Source organism: Streptomyces sp. NPDC007084 (assembly GCF_040703595.1).
Lineage (GTDB): Bacteria > Actinomycetota > Actinomycetes > Streptomycetales > Streptomycetaceae > Streptomyces.
Genome location: NZ_JBEYFY010000008.1, coordinates 1 through 19,205 on the forward strand (window position 1 = coordinate 1; position 19,205 = coordinate 19,205).

15 protein-coding genes and 1 rRNA gene are annotated in these 19,205 nt (G+C 70.9%); 7 read left to right on the forward strand and 9 right to left on the reverse strand.

Going from position 1 to position 19,205, the window contains the following annotated elements; translation table 11 throughout:
- A 5S ribosomal RNA gene (gene rrf / locus AB0912_RS09675) occupies positions 1-95 on the forward strand; the annotation flags it as partial.
- Between the two features lie 186 nt (positions 96-281).
- Here rrf and AB0912_RS09680 read toward each other — a convergent pair.
- Positions 282-1,043: a CDP-alcohol phosphatidyltransferase family protein gene (locus AB0912_RS09680; protein WP_366697522.1), complete on the reverse strand. Its 762-nt coding sequence runs from the start codon at positions 1,041-1,043 to the stop codon at positions 282-284.
- 182 nt (positions 1,044-1,225) lie between these two features.
- Between AB0912_RS09680 and AB0912_RS09685 the strand changes: the two genes are divergently transcribed.
- Together AB0912_RS09685 and AB0912_RS09690 are read left to right on the forward strand one after the other, a co-directional pair.
- Positions 1,226-1,780, forward strand: coding sequence for a GNAT family N-acetyltransferase (locus AB0912_RS09685; protein ID WP_366697524.1), 555 nt, complete (start codon positions 1,226-1,228; stop codon positions 1,778-1,780).
- A 130-nt stretch (positions 1,781-1,910) separates the two neighbouring features.
- Positions 1,911-5,249, forward strand: coding sequence for an NACHT domain-containing protein (locus AB0912_RS09690; RefSeq protein ID WP_366697526.1), 3,339 nt, complete (start codon positions 1,911-1,913; stop codon positions 5,247-5,249).
- A gap of 44 nt (positions 5,250-5,293) precedes the next feature.
- Here AB0912_RS09690 and AB0912_RS09695 read toward each other — a convergent pair whose 3' ends face one another.
- The 6 genes from AB0912_RS09695 to AB0912_RS09720 form a co-directional block, all read right to left on the reverse strand.
- The gene (locus tag AB0912_RS09695) at positions 5,294-7,036 is read right to left on the reverse strand and encodes a type IV secretory system conjugative DNA transfer family protein (protein WP_366697528.1); all 1,743 of its coding nucleotides are present in this window, start codon (positions 7,034-7,036) and stop codon (positions 5,294-5,296) included.
- Between the two features lie 11 nt (positions 7,037-7,047).
- The gene (locus AB0912_RS09700; protein ID WP_366697530.1) at positions 7,048-8,472 is read right to left on the reverse strand and encodes an ATP-binding protein; all 1,425 of its coding nucleotides are present in this window, start codon (positions 8,470-8,472) and stop codon (positions 7,048-7,050) included.
- Positions 8,473-8,486: 14 nt separating this feature from the next.
- Positions 8,487-10,046, reverse strand: coding sequence for an SCO6880 family protein (locus AB0912_RS09705; RefSeq protein ID WP_366697532.1), 1,560 nt, complete (start codon positions 10,044-10,046; stop codon positions 8,487-8,489).
- Entirely contained in the window at positions 10,043-11,365 is a 1,323-nt protein-coding gene (locus AB0912_RS09710; protein WP_366697534.1) for a hypothetical protein, read from the reverse strand. Before AB0912_RS09710 ends, AB0912_RS09705 begins: the two co-directional genes overlap by 4 nt.
- Entirely contained in the window at positions 11,355-12,206 is an 852-nt protein-coding gene (locus tag AB0912_RS09715) for a hypothetical protein (protein WP_366697536.1), read from the reverse strand. The genes AB0912_RS09710 and AB0912_RS09715 overlap by 11 nt, the downstream gene beginning before the upstream one ends.
- 211 nt (positions 12,207-12,417) lie before the next feature.
- On the reverse strand, positions 12,418-12,726 hold the full coding sequence (locus tag AB0912_RS09720; RefSeq protein WP_037622434.1) for a hypothetical protein: 309 nt from the start codon (positions 12,724-12,726) through the stop codon (positions 12,418-12,420).
- Positions 12,727-13,215: 489 nt separating this feature from the next.
- On the opposite strand from AB0912_RS09720, the gene AB0912_RS09725 reads away from it, so the two are divergent.
- Entirely contained in the window at positions 13,216-13,890 is a 675-nt protein-coding gene (locus AB0912_RS09725; protein WP_366697538.1) for an SRPBCC family protein, read from the forward strand.
- 87 nt (positions 13,891-13,977) lie between these two features.
- On the opposite strand, the gene AB0912_RS09730 is transcribed toward AB0912_RS09725, so the two are convergent.
- Complete coding sequence (locus AB0912_RS09730; RefSeq protein WP_366697540.1) at positions 13,978-14,214, reverse strand: DUF397 domain-containing protein; 237 nt, start codon at positions 14,212-14,214, stop codon at positions 13,978-13,980.
- A 293-nt stretch (positions 14,215-14,507) separates the two neighbouring features.
- On the opposite strand from AB0912_RS09730, the gene AB0912_RS09735 reads away from it, so the two are divergent.
- The 3 genes from AB0912_RS09735 to AB0912_RS09745 all read left to right on the forward strand — a co-directional run bounded on the left by AB0912_RS09735 (position 14,508) and on the right by AB0912_RS09745 (position 17,512).
- Complete coding sequence (locus AB0912_RS09735) at positions 14,508-15,299, forward strand: trypsin-like serine protease (RefSeq protein ID WP_366697543.1); 792 nt, start codon at positions 14,508-14,510, stop codon at positions 15,297-15,299.
- Between the two features lie 302 nt (positions 15,300-15,601).
- Positions 15,602-16,603 (forward strand): bifunctional lytic transglycosylase/C40 family peptidase, encoded by a 1,002-nt coding sequence (locus tag AB0912_RS09740; protein ID WP_366697892.1) that lies wholly within the window; start codon positions 15,602-15,604, stop codon positions 16,601-16,603.
- A 207-nt stretch (positions 16,604-16,810) separates the two neighbouring features.
- Entirely contained in the window at positions 16,811-17,512 is a 702-nt protein-coding gene (locus AB0912_RS09745) for a phosphatase PAP2 family protein (RefSeq protein ID WP_366697545.1), read from the forward strand.
- A gap of 46 nt (positions 17,513-17,558) precedes the next feature.
- Here the strand turns inward: AB0912_RS09745 and AB0912_RS09750 are convergent, their stop codons facing one another.
- Positions 17,559-19,133 (reverse strand): FAD-binding oxidoreductase, encoded by a 1,575-nt coding sequence (locus tag AB0912_RS09750; RefSeq protein ID WP_366697547.1) that lies wholly within the window; start codon positions 19,131-19,133, stop codon positions 17,559-17,561.
- Positions 19,134-19,205 lie beyond the last annotated feature (72 nt).

The following is a 19,205-nucleotide window of genomic DNA, read 5'->3' on the forward strand; positions in this document are numbered from 1 at the left end:
AAACGCCCGGTTACATTCCGAACCCGGAAGCTAAGCCTTACAGCGCCGATGGTACTGCAGGGGGGACCCTGTGGGAGAGTAGGACGCCGCCGAACAATTTTTGAGAAAACCCCCGTGCCGGGGATACCGGTACGGGGGTTTTCTGCGTTTACGGGTCTGGGGTATCAGGTTCGGAATTTACGGGTCTGGGGTATCAGGTCCGGAAAGGGGGGCGGTCTCCATTCGGAGACCGCCCCATTTTGCTTTGTTGTTCCGTTCCCTCGCCTACTTCGTTCCCTCGTCTACTTCAGGCGGGACGACGCCACGATCGAGACGATGTGGGCCGGCACCAGGAGCCAGACGATCGCCGTCACGGCGATCGTGGCGATGCGGGTGGCGGTCAGGTCGCCGAGGGCGAGGTCGATGACGGCGGTGACGAGCAGCAGCAGGGTGCACTCGATGCCGTTGACCAGGCGGTGCAGGCCCACCGCGGAGGCGAGCCGGCGGACGCGGGCGAGGCCCGTGGAGCGGGGGACGACGGACTGGTCGGTCGCCTTCTCCATGCCGCTGTCCGAGCGGGCCACGTGGACGAGGTCCGAGGAGGACTTCAGGAGCAGGACGCCGATCGCTGCGGCCAGGCCGGCCACCAGGTAGAGATCCAGGCCGAGCTGGGCGGCGCGGATGCCCATGCCGACCATGACGGCGGCGTCGGCCAGATAGGCGCCGAGGCGGTCGAGGTAGACGCCGAGCGGGCTGAACTGGCGGCGCCAGCGGGCCACTTCACCGTCCACGCAGTCCAGCAGCAGGTAGAGCTGCATGAAGAGGACGGACAGGACCGCGCCGCCGAGGCCCGGCAGGATCAGGGCGACTCCGGAGAGGACACCGGCGGCCACCATGATGACGGTGATCTGGTTCGGGGAGATCCGGGCGTCGACCAGGCGGAGGGTCACGCGGAGGGACAGGGACCTCATATAGAGGCGGCCGGCCCAGTGTTCGGCCCTGCTGTCCAGCTTGCCCTCGGGATGGATGACGTTGCGGAGTTCCTCTAGCTGGACCTTGGGCATGCGGTGCTTCTCCCTGACGAGCCGTCGCCGTAGCGGTTGTTGGCTGAAACTGCGTACAAGGGAAGAGCATGACGGGGACCCGGGGCGGGGTGTTCGGCAGGGTGGATCTCGGCGGATCTCCGGCGGATCTCCGGGGGATATCCGGGTGAGCGTTGTCGTAGGCCCGTACTACGGTGACCGTCATGAACCACGTGATCCGTTCCATATGGCCCGACGAGTGGCGGCAGGTGAAGCAGCTCAGGCTCGACGCGCTGCGTGACCCGGTCGCTCATCTCGCCTTCCTGGAGACCTATGAGGACGCGGCCGCGAAGCCCGACGCCTACTGGAAGGAGCGGACGGCCGGGGCCGCGGTGGGGGTCGTGGACCGCCAGCAGTTCGTGGCGGTCGGGGAGGACGGGGTGTGGGACGGGTCGGTGACCGTGCTGGTCGAGGAGGCCGGGTCGGTGGACCCGTTCGGGCAGGTCACCGAGGAGAGCCAGGCGCATCTGGTGGGTGTCTTCGTGCGGCCCGAGCACCGGGGGAGCGCGGCCGGGGTGACCCGGGCGCTCTTCGACGCGGCTCTCGTGTGGGCCTGGGGGATCGGGCTGAAGCGCGTGCGGCTCTTCGTCCATGAGAAGAACAGCCGGGCCGAGGCGTTCTACCGCAAGGCCGGGTTCCGTCCCACCGGGAAGAGCGTGCCGATGCCCGGCGGGACCGGGGAGCTGGAGCGGGAGTTCGTGATCACCCGGGGGGAGTGAGGGAACGATCTCCGGGTGCGGGTGGCGCGGCCTAGGATCCCGGGAGCAGGGACCGTAGCCGTATTGGGGGGCGTACGTGGAACTCGGTGCTGTGGGAGCGAGGTTGGCCTCGGCCGCCGTCGGTCCCCTCGTGAAGAAGCTGTTCGTCACCGAGGGGCCCGGTGCCGGGCTGGTCGACAAGCCGGTCCGGATCTCGGGGTATGTGTCCTTCAAGGGGGAGAAGCGGTCTCTCACCGAGGCGGACGTCCGGGAACTCGCGGCCAAGCTGGTGCGGCAGAGCCTGCGTACGGGGGAGCGGCCCGTCGCGCCCGACGAGGAGCAGGCCGTCGCCGACGCCCTCGGGGCCACGCTCCACGCCCTCGGCGACCTCACCCTCACCGATCTGGACGCCGTACGGCTCGGGCACGAGGCATTCGCACGGGAGCTGCGGCGCGCCGGGGACCGGCCGGAGCGGCAGCTGAGCGCGGAGGCGACGTATTTCTACGAGCGCTTGGTCGACACGGCCTGTCTGCACATCCTGCAGTTCTTCACGCAGCGGTCGACCTTTGTCGCGCACGCCATGGTGGAGCAGGCGCGTCAGGTCGACCAACTTGTCGCCAAGGTAGATGAGTTGATTCGACGGAACCCGCTGCCCGGGGGTGAGGACGCCGCCTTCGAGCAGCGATACCTGGAGCATCTGCGCAAGAAGCACAGCAAACTCACGATCTATGGGATCGACCTGAGCAGGTCGCCCACGCGGTGGCCCTTGGACGTGGCGTATCTGAACCTGGAGGCGACAGGGACAGCTCAGTGGATTCGTGGTGATCGACAGTCTGTCGCCGAGTCGTTGGAACCGACTTACATCCAGATGCCGGCATCCTCGAGTGGCCACCTGCCTCTGTACCCACCGACGGAGGAGTCCAAGAGCGAACTGAGGCGGCTCATCGCTGAGATGCAGGAGGACCTCGCTGGGAGTAGCGAGGTCTATGTGACCAACCGGCTGCGGGTCGACGGCCTTCAGGTGGCGCGGAAGCTCTTTCTGTTCGCATTCGGTACTCCGCAGCCTGCCGATCAGGTCCTCGCAACCAGCCACCGAGTGCTGCTGCGGGGTGAGGCCGGTTCCGGGAAGACCACGCTCGTGCAGTGGCTGACCGTCACCGCGGCCCGGGGGGACCTGCCCGACCGGTTGGCGTATCTCTATGACCGGGTGCCGTTCGTTCTTCCACTCCGCACGCTGACCCGGCACGGCGGTCCGCTGCCCAGCCCCCGCGACTTCCTCTCCGCGACCGGCTGTCCGCTGGCCGGCGCTCAGCCCGACGGCTGGGAAGACCGGGTTCTCAGCGCCGGACGCGGACTGGTCCTTGTCGACGGCATTGACGAGGTTCCCGAACCCGAGCGGGAGCGGGCCCGCAGATGGCTGCGGGACCTGATCGAGACGTACGACGGGGAGAACCGCTGGCTGGTCACCTCCAGGCCGTCAGCGGTGGACCATCGCTGGCTGTTCGGTGACGGCTTCGCCGAGCTGACGCTCTCCGCGATGGGTCCGGCGGACATCGCCACCTTCATCGAGCGATGGCACGCCGCGGCCCGGACCGGCGCGGACGACGGCGGTGAGCTGAACCGGTACGAGGCCCAGCTCCTGACCGCTGTCCGGACACAGCCGGACCTGGCGCGGCTGGCCACCAACCCCCTCATGTGCGGGTTGATCTGTGCGCTCCACCGCGACCGGCGCGGCTATCTCCCCCATGGGCGCAAGGACTTGTACGAGGCCGCCCTGTCGATGCTGCTCACTCGCAGGGACCGGGAGCGGGACATGAACGTCCCGGCACTACGCGAGGAGCCGCAGCTTGAGGTACTTCAGTTGCTGGCCTACTGGCTGATCAAGAACGGCCGTACGGAGATGGATCGCACCCGAGCCGAGGCGATCATCGGCCGCGTGCTGCCGGCCATTCCCGAGGTGGCCGAGCTGGGCGGGGCACCGGCCGTCTTCGACCATCTTCTTGAGCGCAGTGGTCTGCTGCGTGAACCCGCCCCCGACACCGTGGACTTCGTCCACCGAACCTTTCAGGACTTCCTCGGCGCCCGGGCCGCCGTGGAGGAGGGGGACTTCGGTCTGCTCGTGGAGCACGCGGACGACGACCAGTGGGAGGACGTACTCCGCATGGCCGTCGCACTTGCCCGGCCCCGCGAGCGCGAGGCGATCTTCGAGGAACTGCTCAGCAGGGGAGAGGGAGCGACGGACCGGAGGGTGCAGACCCGTATCTACCTGATGGCGGCCGCGTGCCTGGAGCACGCGACCTCTCTCAGCCCGTCCGTGCGCGCTGCCGTGGAGCGGTCCACCGCCACTCTCATTCCGCCGAGGAGCGAGGAGGAGGCCCGAGCACTGGCGGAAGTCGGCCCGTTGCTCCTCCATCTGCTGCCGGGGCCCGAGGAGCTAGACGACAAGGTGGCTGCCCTCTGCACGGTCATCGCCGCGTCACACATCACGTCCGAAGCAGCCGTCGCCTTTCTGGCACGGTTTGTCGACCACGCCTTCATCCCGGTGCGCGCCCAACTCATCTGGGCCTGGTACCGCTTCGACAGCCGACAGTACGCGGACGAGATCATCGCGCGGCTGAAGCCGGACGATCTGACCTACACCGTCCACAGCGATGAGCAGCTCGGTCATCTTCGGCGTCTCGGGCTCACCCCGGAGAGCCTGGACGTCAGGGGCGCCGTCACCGCGGAGGCGCTGACCCTGTGCCTCTCGCACTGGCGCGTCGGTCGGCTGAGCCTGAGCAGAGTGGCGGATCTGGGATGCGTGTCAGGCCAGACCGAGTTGACCTCGTTGCTCGTCCGGGACTGCTCCGATCTTCTGGGGCTCCACGGAGTCGAGGGGCTCGGCCTGCGCGACCTCGCCCTTCGCAGGTTGCGCGCGGACACCGATCTGAGTGCGCTCGGGCGACTGTCCCGGCTGGAGTCGCTGGCGGTCGGCGGGGCACCAGGCTTGCGATGGTCTGCGCATGACCTCAACTCCGAGGCCCCGTTGCGGAGTCTGCGGGTCGGTGGCGAAGCCACCCCGGACGGCGGACTCGCCGGTCTGAGCCGCTTTACCGAGATCGCGGAGCTGGAACTGTGCAGGACGTCCGCTCCGGCCTCGCCCGCCGACTGGCGGGAGATCGGCGCGCTACCGCACCTCAGGGACCTCAGCGTGACGGCGGATTCGCTGGAATCGCTCGCCCCCGACGCGGTCTTGGAGTCGGTCACCGGCCTGTCCCTCTCCGGCGGCGGTGGTGAGCGGGTGATCCAGGCCGCGGTGCACCGGCTGCCGTCGGCATTTCCGGCATTGGAGTTCTGCGAATTCCTCGGAGACATGCACGCGGAAGGGGATATCGACGTCAGCCCGCTCGCTGCCCTGTCCGGGCTGCGGGTGGTCTTCGTCGGTGTGCCGGGTGACCGGATCCGGGGAGCCGATGCTCTGCCGGCCTCGGTCAGCCTCTCGTTTCAGTGACGGTCGGCTCTCCTGGTGGCCGTGCGCCGCGAGGGGTCTTCCCCTCAGTCCGGCAGCTCGTACGACGGCCAGCGGGCGCGGAGTTGTTCTCGGGAGCGGAGGAGGGCCAGGGTGGGGAGGCCTCGGGTGGGGCCTGTGGTGAGGAGGTCGGGGAGCTGGGGGAGGGGGGCCACGGCTGCCACGTCGTCCAGGACGAGGGTGAGTGGTGGGTCGAGGCGACCGGAGGATGACCGTTCGGCCATGCGCCGGCCACGCTCGACCACGCTTGAGGCGAGGGCCGTCAGGAGCGGCATCGCGCCGGGGTTCGCCTTGGGGTCCTCGATGGGTTCGCCGATCACATAAAGCGTGCCCCCTTCGTCCACGAAGGAATCCAGGGTGAGGCTGTCAGTTCGGTTCGGGGTGCACGATTCCCGGATGTTGACCGTGCCGAACGAGGAGAGCGCCCGTGCCGTCAACTCCTGTGCGATGTCCCGGCGTTCGGGGTGCGAGGTGAGCGCCGCCTCCAGTTCGCCGGCGGCGCCCGGCGCGGACTTGGGGTTGGTGCGCAGGGCCCGTACGGCGTCCTGGACCTGGGTGCCCTGGGCCCAGCGGTGCACATGGCGGAAGGCCTTGCCCTCGACGGCCGCCGCGTGCAGATAGCTGCGCAGGAGCGTTTCGGCGACGTCGGCCATCGCCTGGTCGACCTTCGCGGTGGGGCGTACGGCGGCGAGGAGGGCGCTCGCCCGGGCGGCGGCCGTCTCCTTGTCCTGGCAGCCCGCCGCGGGCGACCAGTGGAGCCGGGCCGGGGTGTCGCACAGGTGCGTGGGGTCGTAGAGCAGGACGGGGCCCAGTTTGGCGCGGGCGTCCTTGGTCTCCGACCAGACGCGCGGGTCGGAGGTGACCACGAGCGCGGGTCCCTCGGCGTCGCGTACGGCCTGGGACGCAGTGGGCCGGCGGGCCTCGGCCGTGGCCAGGACGACCGCGTGGGTGTTCTCCCAGGCCTGTTTCGGCTGGGCCGGGGTCGTGGTCAGCGGGGCCGCGCCGTCCGTGGGCGCCGCCTCCCGGCCGCCCGCCCACATCGTGGCCGCCGTGGCCGCCGCGCCCGCACCCGTACCCGTACCTGGGGCCGCGCCCGGCCCCGTAGCCGGGCCTGCACCCGGGCCCGGGCCCGCACCCGGGCTCGTACCGGCTCCCGGGGGCGCCTCCGCGGCTGAGAACGCGGCTGCCGTGGACGCCGTATAGGGCGTGTAGGGCGTGTGAGGTGTGTGAGGCGTCTCGCCGGGCGGTGGCTGCTGGGCCGAGGGCGGCTGGGCCGGGCCGGGGGCGTGGCTGTCCGCCGGGGGGCGCTGCTCCGTCCACGTCCCCTGTTCCGTCCTGGCCGACGGCACCACCGGGCCGATGGCGCCCGTCTTCGCCGCCGCCCGTGCCTCCGCGCGTCTGCGGGCCCGGCCCGCGCGCCAGCGGGCCACCGTGCCCATCACGAACACGGTGAGGACCAGCAGGACCATCAACTGGCCGATGAACAGCCCCCAGAAGAGCCCGTAGCCGGACAACTGGGCGGCGGGGGTGTCGGGCCAGGCGCCCGGCATGTCGTGCGGTGAGCCGATCAGGTGCCGCATCGCCAGCGGCGTACGCGGGAAGGTGACCGCGTCCGGCCAGCCGCCGCGGGAGAACAGGCCCGCGAGGCCGGTCGCCGTCCACACCATCAGGGTCATGCCGAGGAGGAAGCCGAGCACCCCGATCAGCAGTCCGTCGGGGATGCCGCCCTCCCCCTCGCGGCGGGGGCCGTGCCGGTCGTCCGGTCTCATCGCACTCCGCCTCACGCCACCGTGGACTCGGAGGAGCCGTCGAGATCGCTGAGGTGCTGCTCCATGAAGGCCGCCGCGCGCTCCTCGGCCTCCAGTTCGGCGGCGCGCATCGCGTCGTCCGAGGCGAGGTCGGCGGACGACTGGGTCATCGCCCGGTCGGTGAAGACCAGTGGCCGTTCGGTCTCGGTGATGAGGTGTTTGACCACCTGGACGTTGCCGTTGACGTCCCAGACCGCGATGCCCGGGGTGAGCGTCGGGATGATCTCCACCGCCCAGCGGGGCAGGCCGAGGACCCGGCCCGTCGACCGTGCCTCGTCGGCCTTCTGGGCGTAGATCGTTCTGGTCGACGCCATCTTCAGGATCGCGGCGGCCTCCTTCGCCGCCGCTCCGTCCACGACGTCGGACAGGTGGTGGACGACCGCCACGAAGGACAGGCCGAGGCGCCGCCCGAACTTCAGCAGCCGCTGGAAGAGCTGCGCGACGAACGGGCTGTTGATGATGTGCCACGCCTCCTCCACCAGGAAGATGCGCTTCTTGCGGTCGGGCCGGATCCAGGTGTGCTCCAGCCACACGCCGACGATCGCCATCAGGATCGGCATGGCGATGGAGTTCCGGTCGATGTGGGAGAGGTCGAAGACGATCAGCGGGGCGTCCAGGTCGATGCCGACCGTGGTCGGACCGTCGAACATGCCCCGCAGGTCACCGTCGACCAGCCGGTCCAGGACGAGGGCGACGTCCAGGCCCCAGGCCCGTACGTCGTCTATGGCGACGTTCATCGCCTCGGCCGACTCCGGTTCGGGGTGGCGCAGCATCTCCACGATGTCGGTCAGGACGGGCTGGCGCTCCACGATCGTCTCGTTGACGTAGGCGTGCGCGACCTTCAGGGCGAAGCCGGACCGCTCGTCCAGGCTGTGGCCCATGGCGACCTCGATGATCGTGCGCAGCAGGGCGAGCTGGCCCGTCGTGGTGATCGCGGGGTCGAGCGGGTTGAGCCGGATGCCCATGTCGAGGGCGGCCGTCGGGTCGAGCCGGATGGGGGTTATCCCCAGCTCCTCCGCGATCAGGTTCCACTCGCCGACGCCGTCCTCGCCCTGGGCGTCCAGGACGACGACCTGGCGGTCGCGGAAGCGGAGCTGGCGCAGGACGTACGTCTTCTCCAGGGCCGACTTCCCGTTGCCGGACTCGCCGAGGACCAGCCAGTGCGGGGCGGGGAGCTGCTGACCGTAGAGCTGGAAGGGGTCGTAGATGTAGCCCTTCCCGGAGTACACCTCGCGGCCGATGATGACGCCCGAGTCGCCGAGGCCGGGTGCGGCGGTCGGGAGGTAGACGGCCTGGGCCTGTCCGGTGGAGGTGCGGACCGGGAGCCGGGTCGTCTCGACCTTGCCGAAGAGGAAGGACGTGAAGGCGTCGGTAGCGATGGACAGCGGATCCCGCATCAGTGCATCAGCCCCTACCTGCGGATTCCGGTGGCGAACGGCAGTGTGTTGACGAAGGCCCGGTGGTGCTCGCGGTCGCACCACTCCAGCTTCAGGTACGACTTGCCGGCCGAGGCGCGGATGGTGCGCTTGTCGCGCGCGAGCGCCTCGGGGCTGCGGGAGGACACCGTGATGTAGCCGACGAGGTTGACGCCCGCCGCGCCGCTCGCGAGGTCCTCGCCGCGCTGGTCGAGCCGGTTGTGCGAGGCGATGTCGCGGGGGTCGACGGTGCGGTTCATCTTGGCGGCGCGGCTGGCCTCGGCGTCGTCGTTCGTCTTCTCGGTCAGCATGCGCTCGATGGCGATCTCGGTGGGTTCGAGGTCCATCGTCACGGAGACCGTGCGGATGACGTCCGGGGTGTGGACGAGGAGCGGGGCGAGGAAGTTGACGCCCACCGGGGTCATCGGCCACTCCTTCACCCAGGCCGTGGAGTGGCACCAGGGTGCGCGGGTGGAGGACTCGCGGGTCTTCGCCTGGAGGTAGGTCGGCTCCATGGCGTCCAGCTCGGCCGGCCAGGCGTTGCGCTTGGTCATGGCCTGGATGTGGTCGATCGGGTGGTCCGGGTCGTACATCGAGTGCACGAGGGAGGCGAGCCGGCCCTGACCGAGCGGCTGCCGTACGCGGATGTCGGCTTCCTGGAGCCGGGAGCAGATGTCGGTCAGCTCGCGCGCCATGACCACGGCGAGGCCGGCGTCCCGGTCGAGCTTGCGGCCGCCCTGCGGGCGGGCGGCGCGGGCCATGGCCTGGGCCTCGGCGGCGAGTTCGCGCGAGTAGTGCATGCAGGCGACGAGGTAGGCGCGGTGCTGCTCGCTGCTGGTGGACACCATCGACTGGAGCTGGTCGTAGGACTGCTGGAGCCAGCCGGGGGCCTTGTCGTCGCCGCGCTGGGAGACGTCCTTGGCGTGGGCGTCGGGGTCGGCGGGGAGGGTGCGGGCGAGCATCTGGATGCGGGTGACGAAGCCGTCGCCGTTCGCCACGTGCTTGAGCAGGGTGCCGAAGCGGTCGACCAGGGCTTCCTGGTCCTCGCTGTCGCGCAGGCCGACGCCGGGTCCCTCGATCTCGATGGCGGCGGTGACGGTGCGCCGGTCGGCGTGCAGCAGGACGGCGATCTCGTCGGGGCCGAAGGGGGCGGCGAGCCAGGAGATCCGGCCGATGCCGGGTGGCGGGCCGATCTCGACCTCCTTGCCGTCGAGCCGGACGCCGGCCTCCATCGCCTGGCTGCGGTAGGTGGTGCCCTTGCGCAGGTTCCGCTTGTAACTGCGGTTGATCTCGAACCACTTGTAGAACGTGCGCCGCTTGTAGGGGACGTACACCGCGGCGAGCGCGAGCAGCGGGAAGCCCATCAGGAGCACGATCCGCAGGGACAGGACCGGGACGATCAGCCCGCACATCATGCCGAGGAACGCGCCCGCGATGATGAGCGCGATCTCGCCGGACTCGCGGTTGCGGCCGACGATCGCGTTCGGCCGGGCGCGGCCGATCAGATATGTACGGCGGGGCGTGACCGCGTGGGACACGTGGGACTCGGTCGTCAACGCCCTTCACCTCCCGTGCTGTTGGCGCTGCTGTTGCGGGTGCTGCTCGCGTGCGGGGTGTTGACCGGGCTGCTACGCGGTGGGGGTGCGGCGGAGGGGACAGATCCGCCGCCTCCGTTCGGCGTACGACTGCTGTGCGCGGCCACACCACCGGACGCGGGGTTGGCGGGGCGGGGCTGGCTGCCTCCGCCTCCGCCACCGTTGTTGTCCGCGCGGGCGCTGTGCGTCTTGATGCCCTGGGCGACCATGGTCGCCGGGGAGCTGATGACGGCGGCTGCCTTGCCTTCGGCGCCCTGCATGATGCGGTTGTTGCGGGAGCCGGCGATCTCGTCGCCGAAGCCCGGTACGAAGCGGTAGATCATCGCGCTGGCGAAGATGGCGAGCAGGATGATGGCGAGGCCGGAGACGACGGCGGAGAACGCGTCGGGGCCGTTGTCGGAGCTGAGGGCTCCGGCGAGGCCGAGCACGATCACGATGACCGGTTTCACCATGATCACCGCGATCATGATGCCCGCCCAGCGGCGGACGTGGCCCCACAGGTTCTTGTCGACGAGGCCCGCGTAGACGACGGTGCCGAGCAGGGCGCCCACGTAGAGCAGGGCGGCCCGGATGACCAGCTCCAGCCAGAGGACGCCGGCGGCGAGGATCGAGACCAGCGAGACGACGATCAGCATGATCGGGCCGCCGCCGATGTTGTCGCCCTTGCCGAGGGCGCCGGAGAACGTGCCGAAGAACGTGTCCGTCTGGTTGCCGGTGGTCTTGGCGAGCACCTGCGTCACGCCGTCCGTGGCGGATACGACGGTGTAGAGGATCAGCGGGGTGAACGCGGAGGCCAGCACGGTGAGCCAGAGGAACCCGATCGCCTCGGACAGGGCCGTGCCGAGGGGGACACCCCGCACGGCCCGCTTGGCCACGGCCAGCAGCCACAGCAGCAGGGTCAGGATCGTGGAGGCCGCGAAGACGACGGCGTACTGCTGGAGGAACTTGGGGTTCGTGAAGTCGACGTTGGCGGTGTCGTTCACGGCGGCAGAGAGCTTGTCGACGGTCCAGGAGGCGGCGTCGGCGCAGCCCTTGGCCAGGGAGGAGAGGGGGTCGAGGGTGGAGCCGAGGCCGTCACCGGTCAGGCCGGTTTTTCCTCCGCCGCTGTTGTCGCCCTCGCAGTAGTTCTTGGCGGGGCCGTGGATCAGTCCACAGGCGTCGCCGGTCGGCGAGGGGGACGGCTTGGGCGCGGCGACCGCTCTCGTGGCGAGCAGCACGCCGACGGCCTGTACCGCGCCCAGCGCGGCGGTCAGCTTGAGTACGCGATGGTTAGCGGGCATACGTGAACCCTCCGTACTCCTCGACGGCCTTCGCGATGTCATCGGCGGTGGAGGCCCGGTCGTCGCCCGGAACGGGGGCCGGGCCGTCCTTCTGCGAGTGCGAGACGATCTTCCAGTCGCCGCCGGTCCAGTTCAGCGTCATGGTGATGGTGAACCAACTGCTGGTCACCGGGTTGGTGGAGTTCTCGCCCGCGAGGCCGAGCAGACCGCTGCACCAGACCTCGACGGTCGCCGCGTCGGCGGACGAGGCGGTGACCTTGGTGCCGATCGCCGTCGTGCGCGAGACGAACGTGTAGCCCTGCGGGGCGGAACCGTCCTCGTTCAGGCCCACGTTCTTGTTGAACTGCGGGGTGTACGCCTTGTCCAGCGTTGCCACGAACTCGGACACTTTGGACGGCGTGATCACGGTTGCCAGGATCTGGTCCCGGCGGGCTTTGTCGAACATGTCGGCGGAACCTAGCGCCACCGCGTAGTTCGCCGCCGCGCTCTGTGCCCCCTCCCCCGTGTGGGGGAAGCCCGACGGGATGCCCGTGGACCTTGTGGTCACCGGGCGGTCGCCGGAGGGGGCCGTCGGGGACGTTCTCGCCTTGTCGCCGCCCCGGTCACCCGCGGACGGCGTGTCGTCGCCGCGGTTCGCGAAGGCGATCGCGGCGACGAGCAGGACGACGACGCCGACGACCGTGATCAGGCTCCGGGAGGATGACCCGCGGCCCCGGCGCGCGCCGCCGTAGACGTCGCCCTGGCGGTCGGGGAGGCGGGTGCGGGTCTGGCCGGAGCCGCCGTACCCCCTGTCCTCGCCGCGCGAGGCGTCGCCGTACCCGGGTTCGTCTCCGAGACTCATGCCGCGTACGCCCCCTCAACCTCTCGCTGAACCCCGTAGTACGACGGTAGCCGTGCTGGTTCCCGCGCGGGCGGGGTGTGATGACTCGACATCAGGGAAACGCAACCTCAGCCGGTGGGCACGACGGACGGGTGGGTCATGGGACGGGCTATCCGGGCACGCCCGGCCGGGTACTGACGGTGCGCCGGCTGCGGCGCGCGGTCCGGCCGGGCTACACGGCCATGCCGTACACGATGGTGAAGAGCGTGCCGAGGGAGCCGATGATGAAGACTCCCGTGAGCCCGGCGATGATGAGGCCCTTGCCCTGTTCGGCGCTGAAGGTGTCGCGGAGGGCGGTCGCGCCGATGCGCTGCTTGGCCGCTCCCCAGATCGCGATGCCGAGGCACAGCAGGATGGCGACCGCCATCACCACCTCGACCATCACCTTGGCTTCGTTGCCCAGGCTGCCGAAGGGGCCCCAGTCTGGGGCGATTCCGCCGATGATCGTGTTGATGTCGCCCTTGTCGGCTGCGAAAAGCATGTAAGTCACCGCCCCTAGTGGGTAGTTCTGCACCCCCTGCCACTGCGCAGAGGTCGGGCCCATTCTCGCTGACAAAGACGTCTTCGTATGTCGACTTGACGTCATTGGTTGGCGGGTTTCGTACGAATCCCTTGTCACCGGCGTACGCGGGACCCTCTCGGGAGGCGTACGGCGGTATACGAAGAGTCGTATGGTCACTCTGTGTATCACGGCCGGTCACGCCGGGCAATGAAGTGGGAGCGAAACCTGTCGTGTGGTTCCGTCGTTATCCCCTTTTACGGCGCTCGCGGGAGCCGGTGCGAACGGACTCGGCGCCGACGGAACGCTTCTGACGGTCCGTCGAGCCGGTGTTCCCCGGGTCGCCGCGCCCGCGCGAGGTGGACGCGCGCGCCGATCCGATGATGTGCAGGCTATCCCCAGTACAAGGGGGACCCGTACGGGCAACCTGTACGAGCGACCCGTAGGGGCAGGCCGGCAGGAGGAGCAGACGTGATCGACGTGACCTATCAGATCGACGCCGTACGGCGGACCGTCGGCACGCGCGCGTACCAGGCGCGCGAGGCCCGGGTGGTGACGCTGAGTCAGGCCTACGACGCCCCGGTCGAGGAGGTCTGGGCCGCCGTGACCAGCGCCGAGCGCATCCCCCGCTGGTTCCTGCCCGTCTCCGGGGAGCTTCGGCTCGGCGGCGGCTACCAGCTGGAGGGCAACGCGGGCGGCACCGTCGAGCGCTGCGAGCCGCCCGAGAGCTTCGCCGCGACCTGGGAGTACGGCGGTGACGTGAGCTGGATCGAGGTGCGGCTGACCCCCGAGGACGGGCGCACCCGCTTCCGGCTCGACCACATCGCCCACGTCGACGACGAGCGCTGGGCGCAGTTCGGGCCGGGCGCGGTCGGCGTCGGCTGGGACCTCGGGCTGATGGGCCTGGCCGGGCACCTCGGGTCCCCGGGAGGCCTCCTGGAGCCCAAGGACAGCATGGCCTGGCTGTCCTCCGACGAGGGCCGCGACTTCATCACGCGCAGCAGCGAGCGGTGGTACGAGGCGAACGTGGCCGCCGGTGAGCCGGAGGACGGCGCCCGGGGCGCGGCGGACCGGACCACGGCGGCGTACACGGGCGCCGAGCCCGAGCCCGAGCCCGAATCCAAGCCCCAGTCCGAGGTCGAGTAGAGGTCGGGCTGAGCCGGCCGGGGGGAGCCGGGCGCCGAGCCCGCGCAGGGTCTCGGCGGCCTGGCCACGGGCTCCCGTCGGCTCAGCTCACGCGCTCTCCTCCGGTGTCCGGGCCACCAGGTGGTCGAATTCGCCGGCGCGTACGCCCAGGACGAACGCGTCCCATTTCCTGCGGGTGGTGGTGACGACGTTCTCCGGGTCGCCGGTCTCCCGGAGGTGGACCAGGCCGTCCGTGCCGAAGGCCAGCTCGATCCAGGGGCCCGGCCCGGTCACGCCCTCCGGCGCGGCCCGCAGCCAGTCGAGGCCCGGGGGGATGTCGGTCAACGGTGGTGTTCCTCTCCGGCCGGGTGTGAGCGGGCCTTCGCCGCGCCGCGTCCGGACCCCGGGTCCGTGATCGGGACGTGCGCGGCCACCGTATCCCCGGCCGGGCGTCCTCGTGGGGCGGGCGGCGCAGCTCGTGCGGGCCCGTGCCGGAGGGGTGGCTCACCCGGGTGGGTGAGCCGCCTGGCCCGGGGTTCCAGGGCTCTCGGAGGCCGGACGGGCGGCCCGGGGTGTCTCAGGCGATACTCGGACTCGTCCAAGGTTTCGCTCACCCGCTCGGGGCAAGGTGAGAGGCGATGAAGCGCACCCGCGTCACCCCTTACCCCGGAGCCCGGCGGCGGCCCGCGCTGCTCGGGGCGGCGGTCGTGCTGCTGGCCGTGACGTCCTCCTCGGTGGCGGCGGCCGACGACGGGCCGGGACCGTTCGGCGTGACCGTCCAGGCCGCCGTGAACGCCCGTACGGCCCGGGTCGGCGCCCTGTTCCACGGGGACGCGGCGAGCGAGGGCGCGGGCGGCCACTTCTGCACCGCCTCCGTCGTGCACAGCGCGGGGCGGGACCTCGTCCTCACCGCCGCCCACTGCCTCGACAGCGGCCGGGCGATGTCCTTCGCGCCCGGCTACCGGGACGGGCGCGCGCCGTTCGGGTACTGGGACGTCCGGAGCGTGTTCCTGCCCGAGGGGTGGAAGGGCGGGCGGGCCGAAGACAGTGAGGACAGCGACGTCGCCTTCGCCGTGCTCGCCGAGCGGGACGGAAAGAGGGCCGAGGACGCCGTGGGCGGCGGCAACGTCTTCGCCGCGCACCGCGCCACCGGGGCCACCGCCGTCACCGTCACCGGCTACCCCAGCACGGCCGAGACCGCCATCACCTGCACCGACAAGCCCACCGCGCCGAGCCGCGCCCAGCAGCGCGTCGCCTGCCCCGACTTCGCCGGCGGGACCAGCGGCAGCCCCTGGGTGAACGGGGACGGCGCGGTCGTCGGCGTGATCGGCGGCCACGAGCGGGGCGGGAAGACCGACGACATCTCGTACAGCCCCGTGTTCGGGACGGAAGCCGCCGACCTTTACCGCGAGGCCGAACGGGCCGGATAGCGCCCGTTCCGGATAGCGCCCCTTCCGGATGCCGGCCGCCCCGGACGGCGCCTGACCCTCTCCGGGCGTGGCCCGCCACCACCCCCCGTCGCACGGGTGCCGTCCGGCGGGGCGCGGCCCGCCACCACCCCCCCGTCGCACGGGTGCCGTCCGGCGGGGCATGGCCGGCTACCACCCCCCCCCGTCGCACGGGTGCCGTCCGGCGGAACACCCCGGCCCGCCTGTGCGCGATCTCCCCCGTACACCGGACCCGCCTCTACACTGACCGCGGCGGACTCCGGTGCGGTGAGGGGCGGTTGACGGTGCGTAAGGCGTGGATCGTGGCGACCGCCGCCGTCGGCGCGGGACTCGGCTTCGTGATGCTGCTCGTCGTCGGCGTGTACATGGTCGCCGGGAATCTCGCCAACGGGATCGGCGGCGGGGCCGTCGGACTCGCCAAGGGCGCCGTGCCCGCCGCGTACCAGCCGCTCGTGCAGAAGTGGGGCAATCTCTGCGCGGCGATCAATCCCGCGCTGCTCGCCGCCCAGCTCTATCAGGAGAGCGGGTTCAACCCGAACGCCAAGAGCCCGGCGAAGGCCGAGGGGATAGCGCAGTTCATTCCCGGCACCTGGGCCACGCACGGAGTGGACGGTGACGGCGACGGGGACCGCGACGTATGGGACCCGAATGACGCGATTCCGTCGGCCGCCACGTACGACTGCCGGCTCGCCTCCGATGTGAAGGGCACGCCCGGCGACGCCACCGAGAACATGCTCGCCGCCTACAACGCGGGCGCCTACGCGGTCATCAAGCACAACGGCGTGCCGCCGTACAAAGAGACCCAGAACTACGTGCGCACGATCACCACGCTGGCGCGGAGCTTCGCCGCCCCGGTGACCCGGGTCGACCCCTCGAAGCAGGCCGCCGCCGCCATCACGTACGCGCAGAAGAAGCTCGGCACGCCCTATCTGTGGGGCGGCAACGGCACCGCTGACCAGGGCGGACGTTTCGACTGCTCGGGTCTGACCAAGGCCGCCTTCGAGTCCACCGGGATCGGTCTTCCCCGGGTCGCCAACGACCAGTACAACGCGGGACCACACCCCAAGCGGGCCGAACTCCTGCCCGGGGACCTGGTGTTCTTCTCGGACGACCTCACCGATTCGCGCGCCATCCGGCACGTGGGCATCTACGTGGGCGGCGGGTACATGATCGACGCTCCCCGCACGGGGGCCGTCATCCGCTTCGATCCCATCGACACCCCCGATTACTTCGGGGCCACCCGAGTGACCGAAGATGGCGCGAAAGCATTGCCCACGTCGGTCTGAAGCGGCGCTGAACCCACCCCCTGAGCTGCGGCGATGTGTCTCTCTTCGATAACGTCTGGGTGATCGTTCCGTGGAGTGCGGAACCCGCCGGAGGGAACTGTGCGTTCCTGTTCCACGTAGAGAACCTGTTCTACGACCACGGGGGTGGATCGAGCGGCGCGCGAAAAGGCGCGACCGCGGGAAAGACGACGAAGGGGCCGCAGCACCATGGCTGGACTCGCCGAATCCGGTTCCAACCCCGACGTCGGACTGCTGTACGACATCAATGGCCTGGCCAAGGACGCGCCGCACTGGTTCGACCGCGTCATGGAGTTCGTCGGCGAGTGGGGCATCCTCCTCGCGATGGTCCTCCTGGTCGTCGGCTGCTGGTGGACCGTCCGGCGGCGCGGCGGCGCCGAGGCCGCGTCCTCCGTGGCCGCCCTGGTCTGGGCACCGCTCGCGGCCGGTATCGCCGTCCTGGTGAATGTTCCGATACGGGGTTTCGTGGAGCGCCCGCGGCCCTTCGTCGACCACCAGGGCCTCGACGTCCTGATCGGCGGCAAGAACGATTTCTCGTTCGTCAGCGACCACGCGACGCTCACCATGGCGGTGGGCGTCGGACTCTTCGTCGCCCACCGCAAGTTCGGGCTCGCCGGCATAGGGCTCGCGCTGCTCGAAGGGTTCTGCCGCGTCTACATGGGCGTGCACTACCCGACGGACGTCATCGGCGGCTTCGCCCTCGGCACCGCCGTCGCCCTGCTGCTGTCGCCGCTCGCCATGGCCCTGCTCACCCCGGTGGCGAAGGCCGTGGAGCGGTCGCCGCGCGCCGGACGGCTCATCCGCGCGCGGGGTGCCGCTCCCGCCGGTCAGGAGACGCTCGTCCCGGGGGCGCGCGACCGAGGCACCGAGGAGCGGGACCTCGCCGCCTGACCGACCCCGACCGAGCCCGAGCGCACGCGGCTTCCCCGTCGGCCGGCTACAGCGCCTGCGGGAACGAGAAGAAGCGGTTCGGGTCGTAACGGTGCTTCAGGGCCGTGAGCCGGCTCGCCGCGTCCCCGTAGTAGGCCTTGCGCCAGTCGGTCAGGGTGGCGTCCGTGTAGTTCTGGTAGGCGGCGCCCGAGGCGTGCCGGGCCATCGACTGGTGGGCGCCGGTCAGCCAGGACTGGGCGGTGGTGCCGGCCGTGCCCGCCTGCCAGGACACCAGGTACTGCGCGAGCATGCGGGAGCGGCGGTGCACGAACGCGGTCGCGGTGGGCGAGACGCGGTTGACCGCGCCGCCGAGCGCCGTGAGCGCGATGCTGCCCGCGCCGCCGCGCACCGCGGAGATCTGGCTCAGCAGCGTCTGGACGCCGGCGGCGGAGACCGACCGGTCGAAGAAGTCCGAGCGGGCCGCGTACGTCTCCCGCCCGAGGTGGCCCTGCGGGCTGCGGCCCGGGGTCGAGCCCGGCAGATGGCACTGGGCGTCCGCCGAGAAGGACGAGCAGCCCGCGTACACCTCCATCGCCTCCTTGTAGGAGCGCCGCCTGAGGCTGACGCCGCGCGCGGGGGAGCCGATGCGGTCGGCCAACTTGTCCACGGCGTTCTGGAGTTCGCCGTAGGTGCCGAGGGAGAAGGCGGACACCGAGACCGTCGGGCCGCCGCCTGGGGCGCTCGCGAGATGGCACGAGGACCAGATCTCGTCCGGCTGGTCGGGGCCCCATTCCTGCCAGGCCCTCACCACGGCCGCGGCCTTGGCCCACGGCCAGGTCATGTACGCGGAGACGCCCTGGGGCGCCGGGTGGGTCTTGAAGCGCAGTTCGGTGACGACGCCGAAGTTGCCGTTGCCCGCGCCGCGCAGCGCCCAGAACAGGTCCTTGTTCTCCGCGGAGTCGGCGGTCACCCGCTTGCCGTCGGCGGTGATCAGCGTCGCCCCGGTGAGGCTGTCGCAGGTCAGTCCGTACGCCCGGGACACCACGCCGTGGCCGCCGCCCAGCGTCAGCCCGGAGACGCCGACGGTGGGGCAGGAGCCCGCCGGGATGGTGACGCCCTTCGCGGCCAGCGTGCGGTAGACGTCGATCAGCTTGGCACCGGCGCCGACGACCGCCTCGTTCGCCGAGGCGCGGATCCTGCTCAGCAGCGAGACGTCGATGACCAGCCGGCCGTCCCCGGAGGACCAGCCGGCGTACGAGTGGCCGCCGTTGCGTATCGACACCTTGACGCCGTGGGCGCGGGCGTAGTCCATCGTGGTGCGTATGTCGTCGGCGTGCGCGACATAGGCGACGGCGGCGGGCTTCAGGCCGTCGAAGCGCGTGTTGTAGAGCTGCCGTGCGGCCGGCCAGGCGCTGTCGCCGGGCCGTACGAGGGTGCCGTCCAGGTCGTGGGAGAGCGCGGTCCAGTTGGCGGCGGCGCGGCCGCTCGTGGTCGCCGTGCGGATGCCGGAGGCGTCCGCCGTGGCGCTTCGCGCGGTGCCGGAGGCGCCGGAGGCCCCCTTGGTGTCCGTGCCCTCGCAGGCGGACGTCGCCGCCGCCGCGAGGACGGCGGTGGTCCCGCCGATGAACGTACGCCGTTGCATGTGCGCCTCCCCTGGGTTCCGTGGAACGAGACGGCTCCCCGGGCCCGCAGGTTCCACGCCCCACCGTCGCGA

Coding starts and splice junctions, on each gene's coding strand:
- AB0912_RS09680 (WP_366697522.1), bottom strand. CDS start 1,043: ATGCCCAAGGTCCAGCTAGAGGAACTCCGCAACGTCATCCATCCCGAG.
- AB0912_RS09685 (WP_366697524.1), top strand. CDS start 1,226: ATGAACCACGTGATCCGTTCCATATGGCCCGACGAGTGGCGGCAGGTG.
- AB0912_RS09695 (WP_366697528.1), bottom strand. CDS start 7,036: ATGAGACCGGACGACCGGCACGGCCCCCGCCGCGAGGGGGAGGGCGGC.
- AB0912_RS09700 (WP_366697530.1), bottom strand. CDS start 8,472: ATGCGGGATCCGCTGTCCATCGCTACCGACGCCTTCACGTCCTTCCTC.
- AB0912_RS09710 (WP_366697534.1), bottom strand. CDS start 11,365: ATGCCCGCTAACCATCGCGTACTCAAGCTGACCGCCGCGCTGGGCGCG.
- AB0912_RS09715 (WP_366697536.1), bottom strand. CDS start 12,206: ATGAGTCTCGGAGACGAACCCGGGTACGGCGACGCCTCGCGCGGCGAG.
- AB0912_RS09720 (WP_037622434.1), bottom strand. CDS start 12,726: ATGCTTTTCGCAGCCGACAAGGGCGACATCAACACGATCATCGGCGGA.
- AB0912_RS09735 (WP_366697543.1), top strand. CDS start 14,508: ATGAAGCGCACCCGCGTCACCCCTTACCCCGGAGCCCGGCGGCGGCCC.
- AB0912_RS09745 (WP_366697545.1), top strand. CDS start 16,811: ATGGCTGGACTCGCCGAATCCGGTTCCAACCCCGACGTCGGACTGCTG.
- AB0912_RS09750 (WP_366697547.1), bottom strand. CDS start 19,133: ATGCAACGGCGTACGTTCATCGGCGGGACCACCGCCGTCCTCGCGGCG.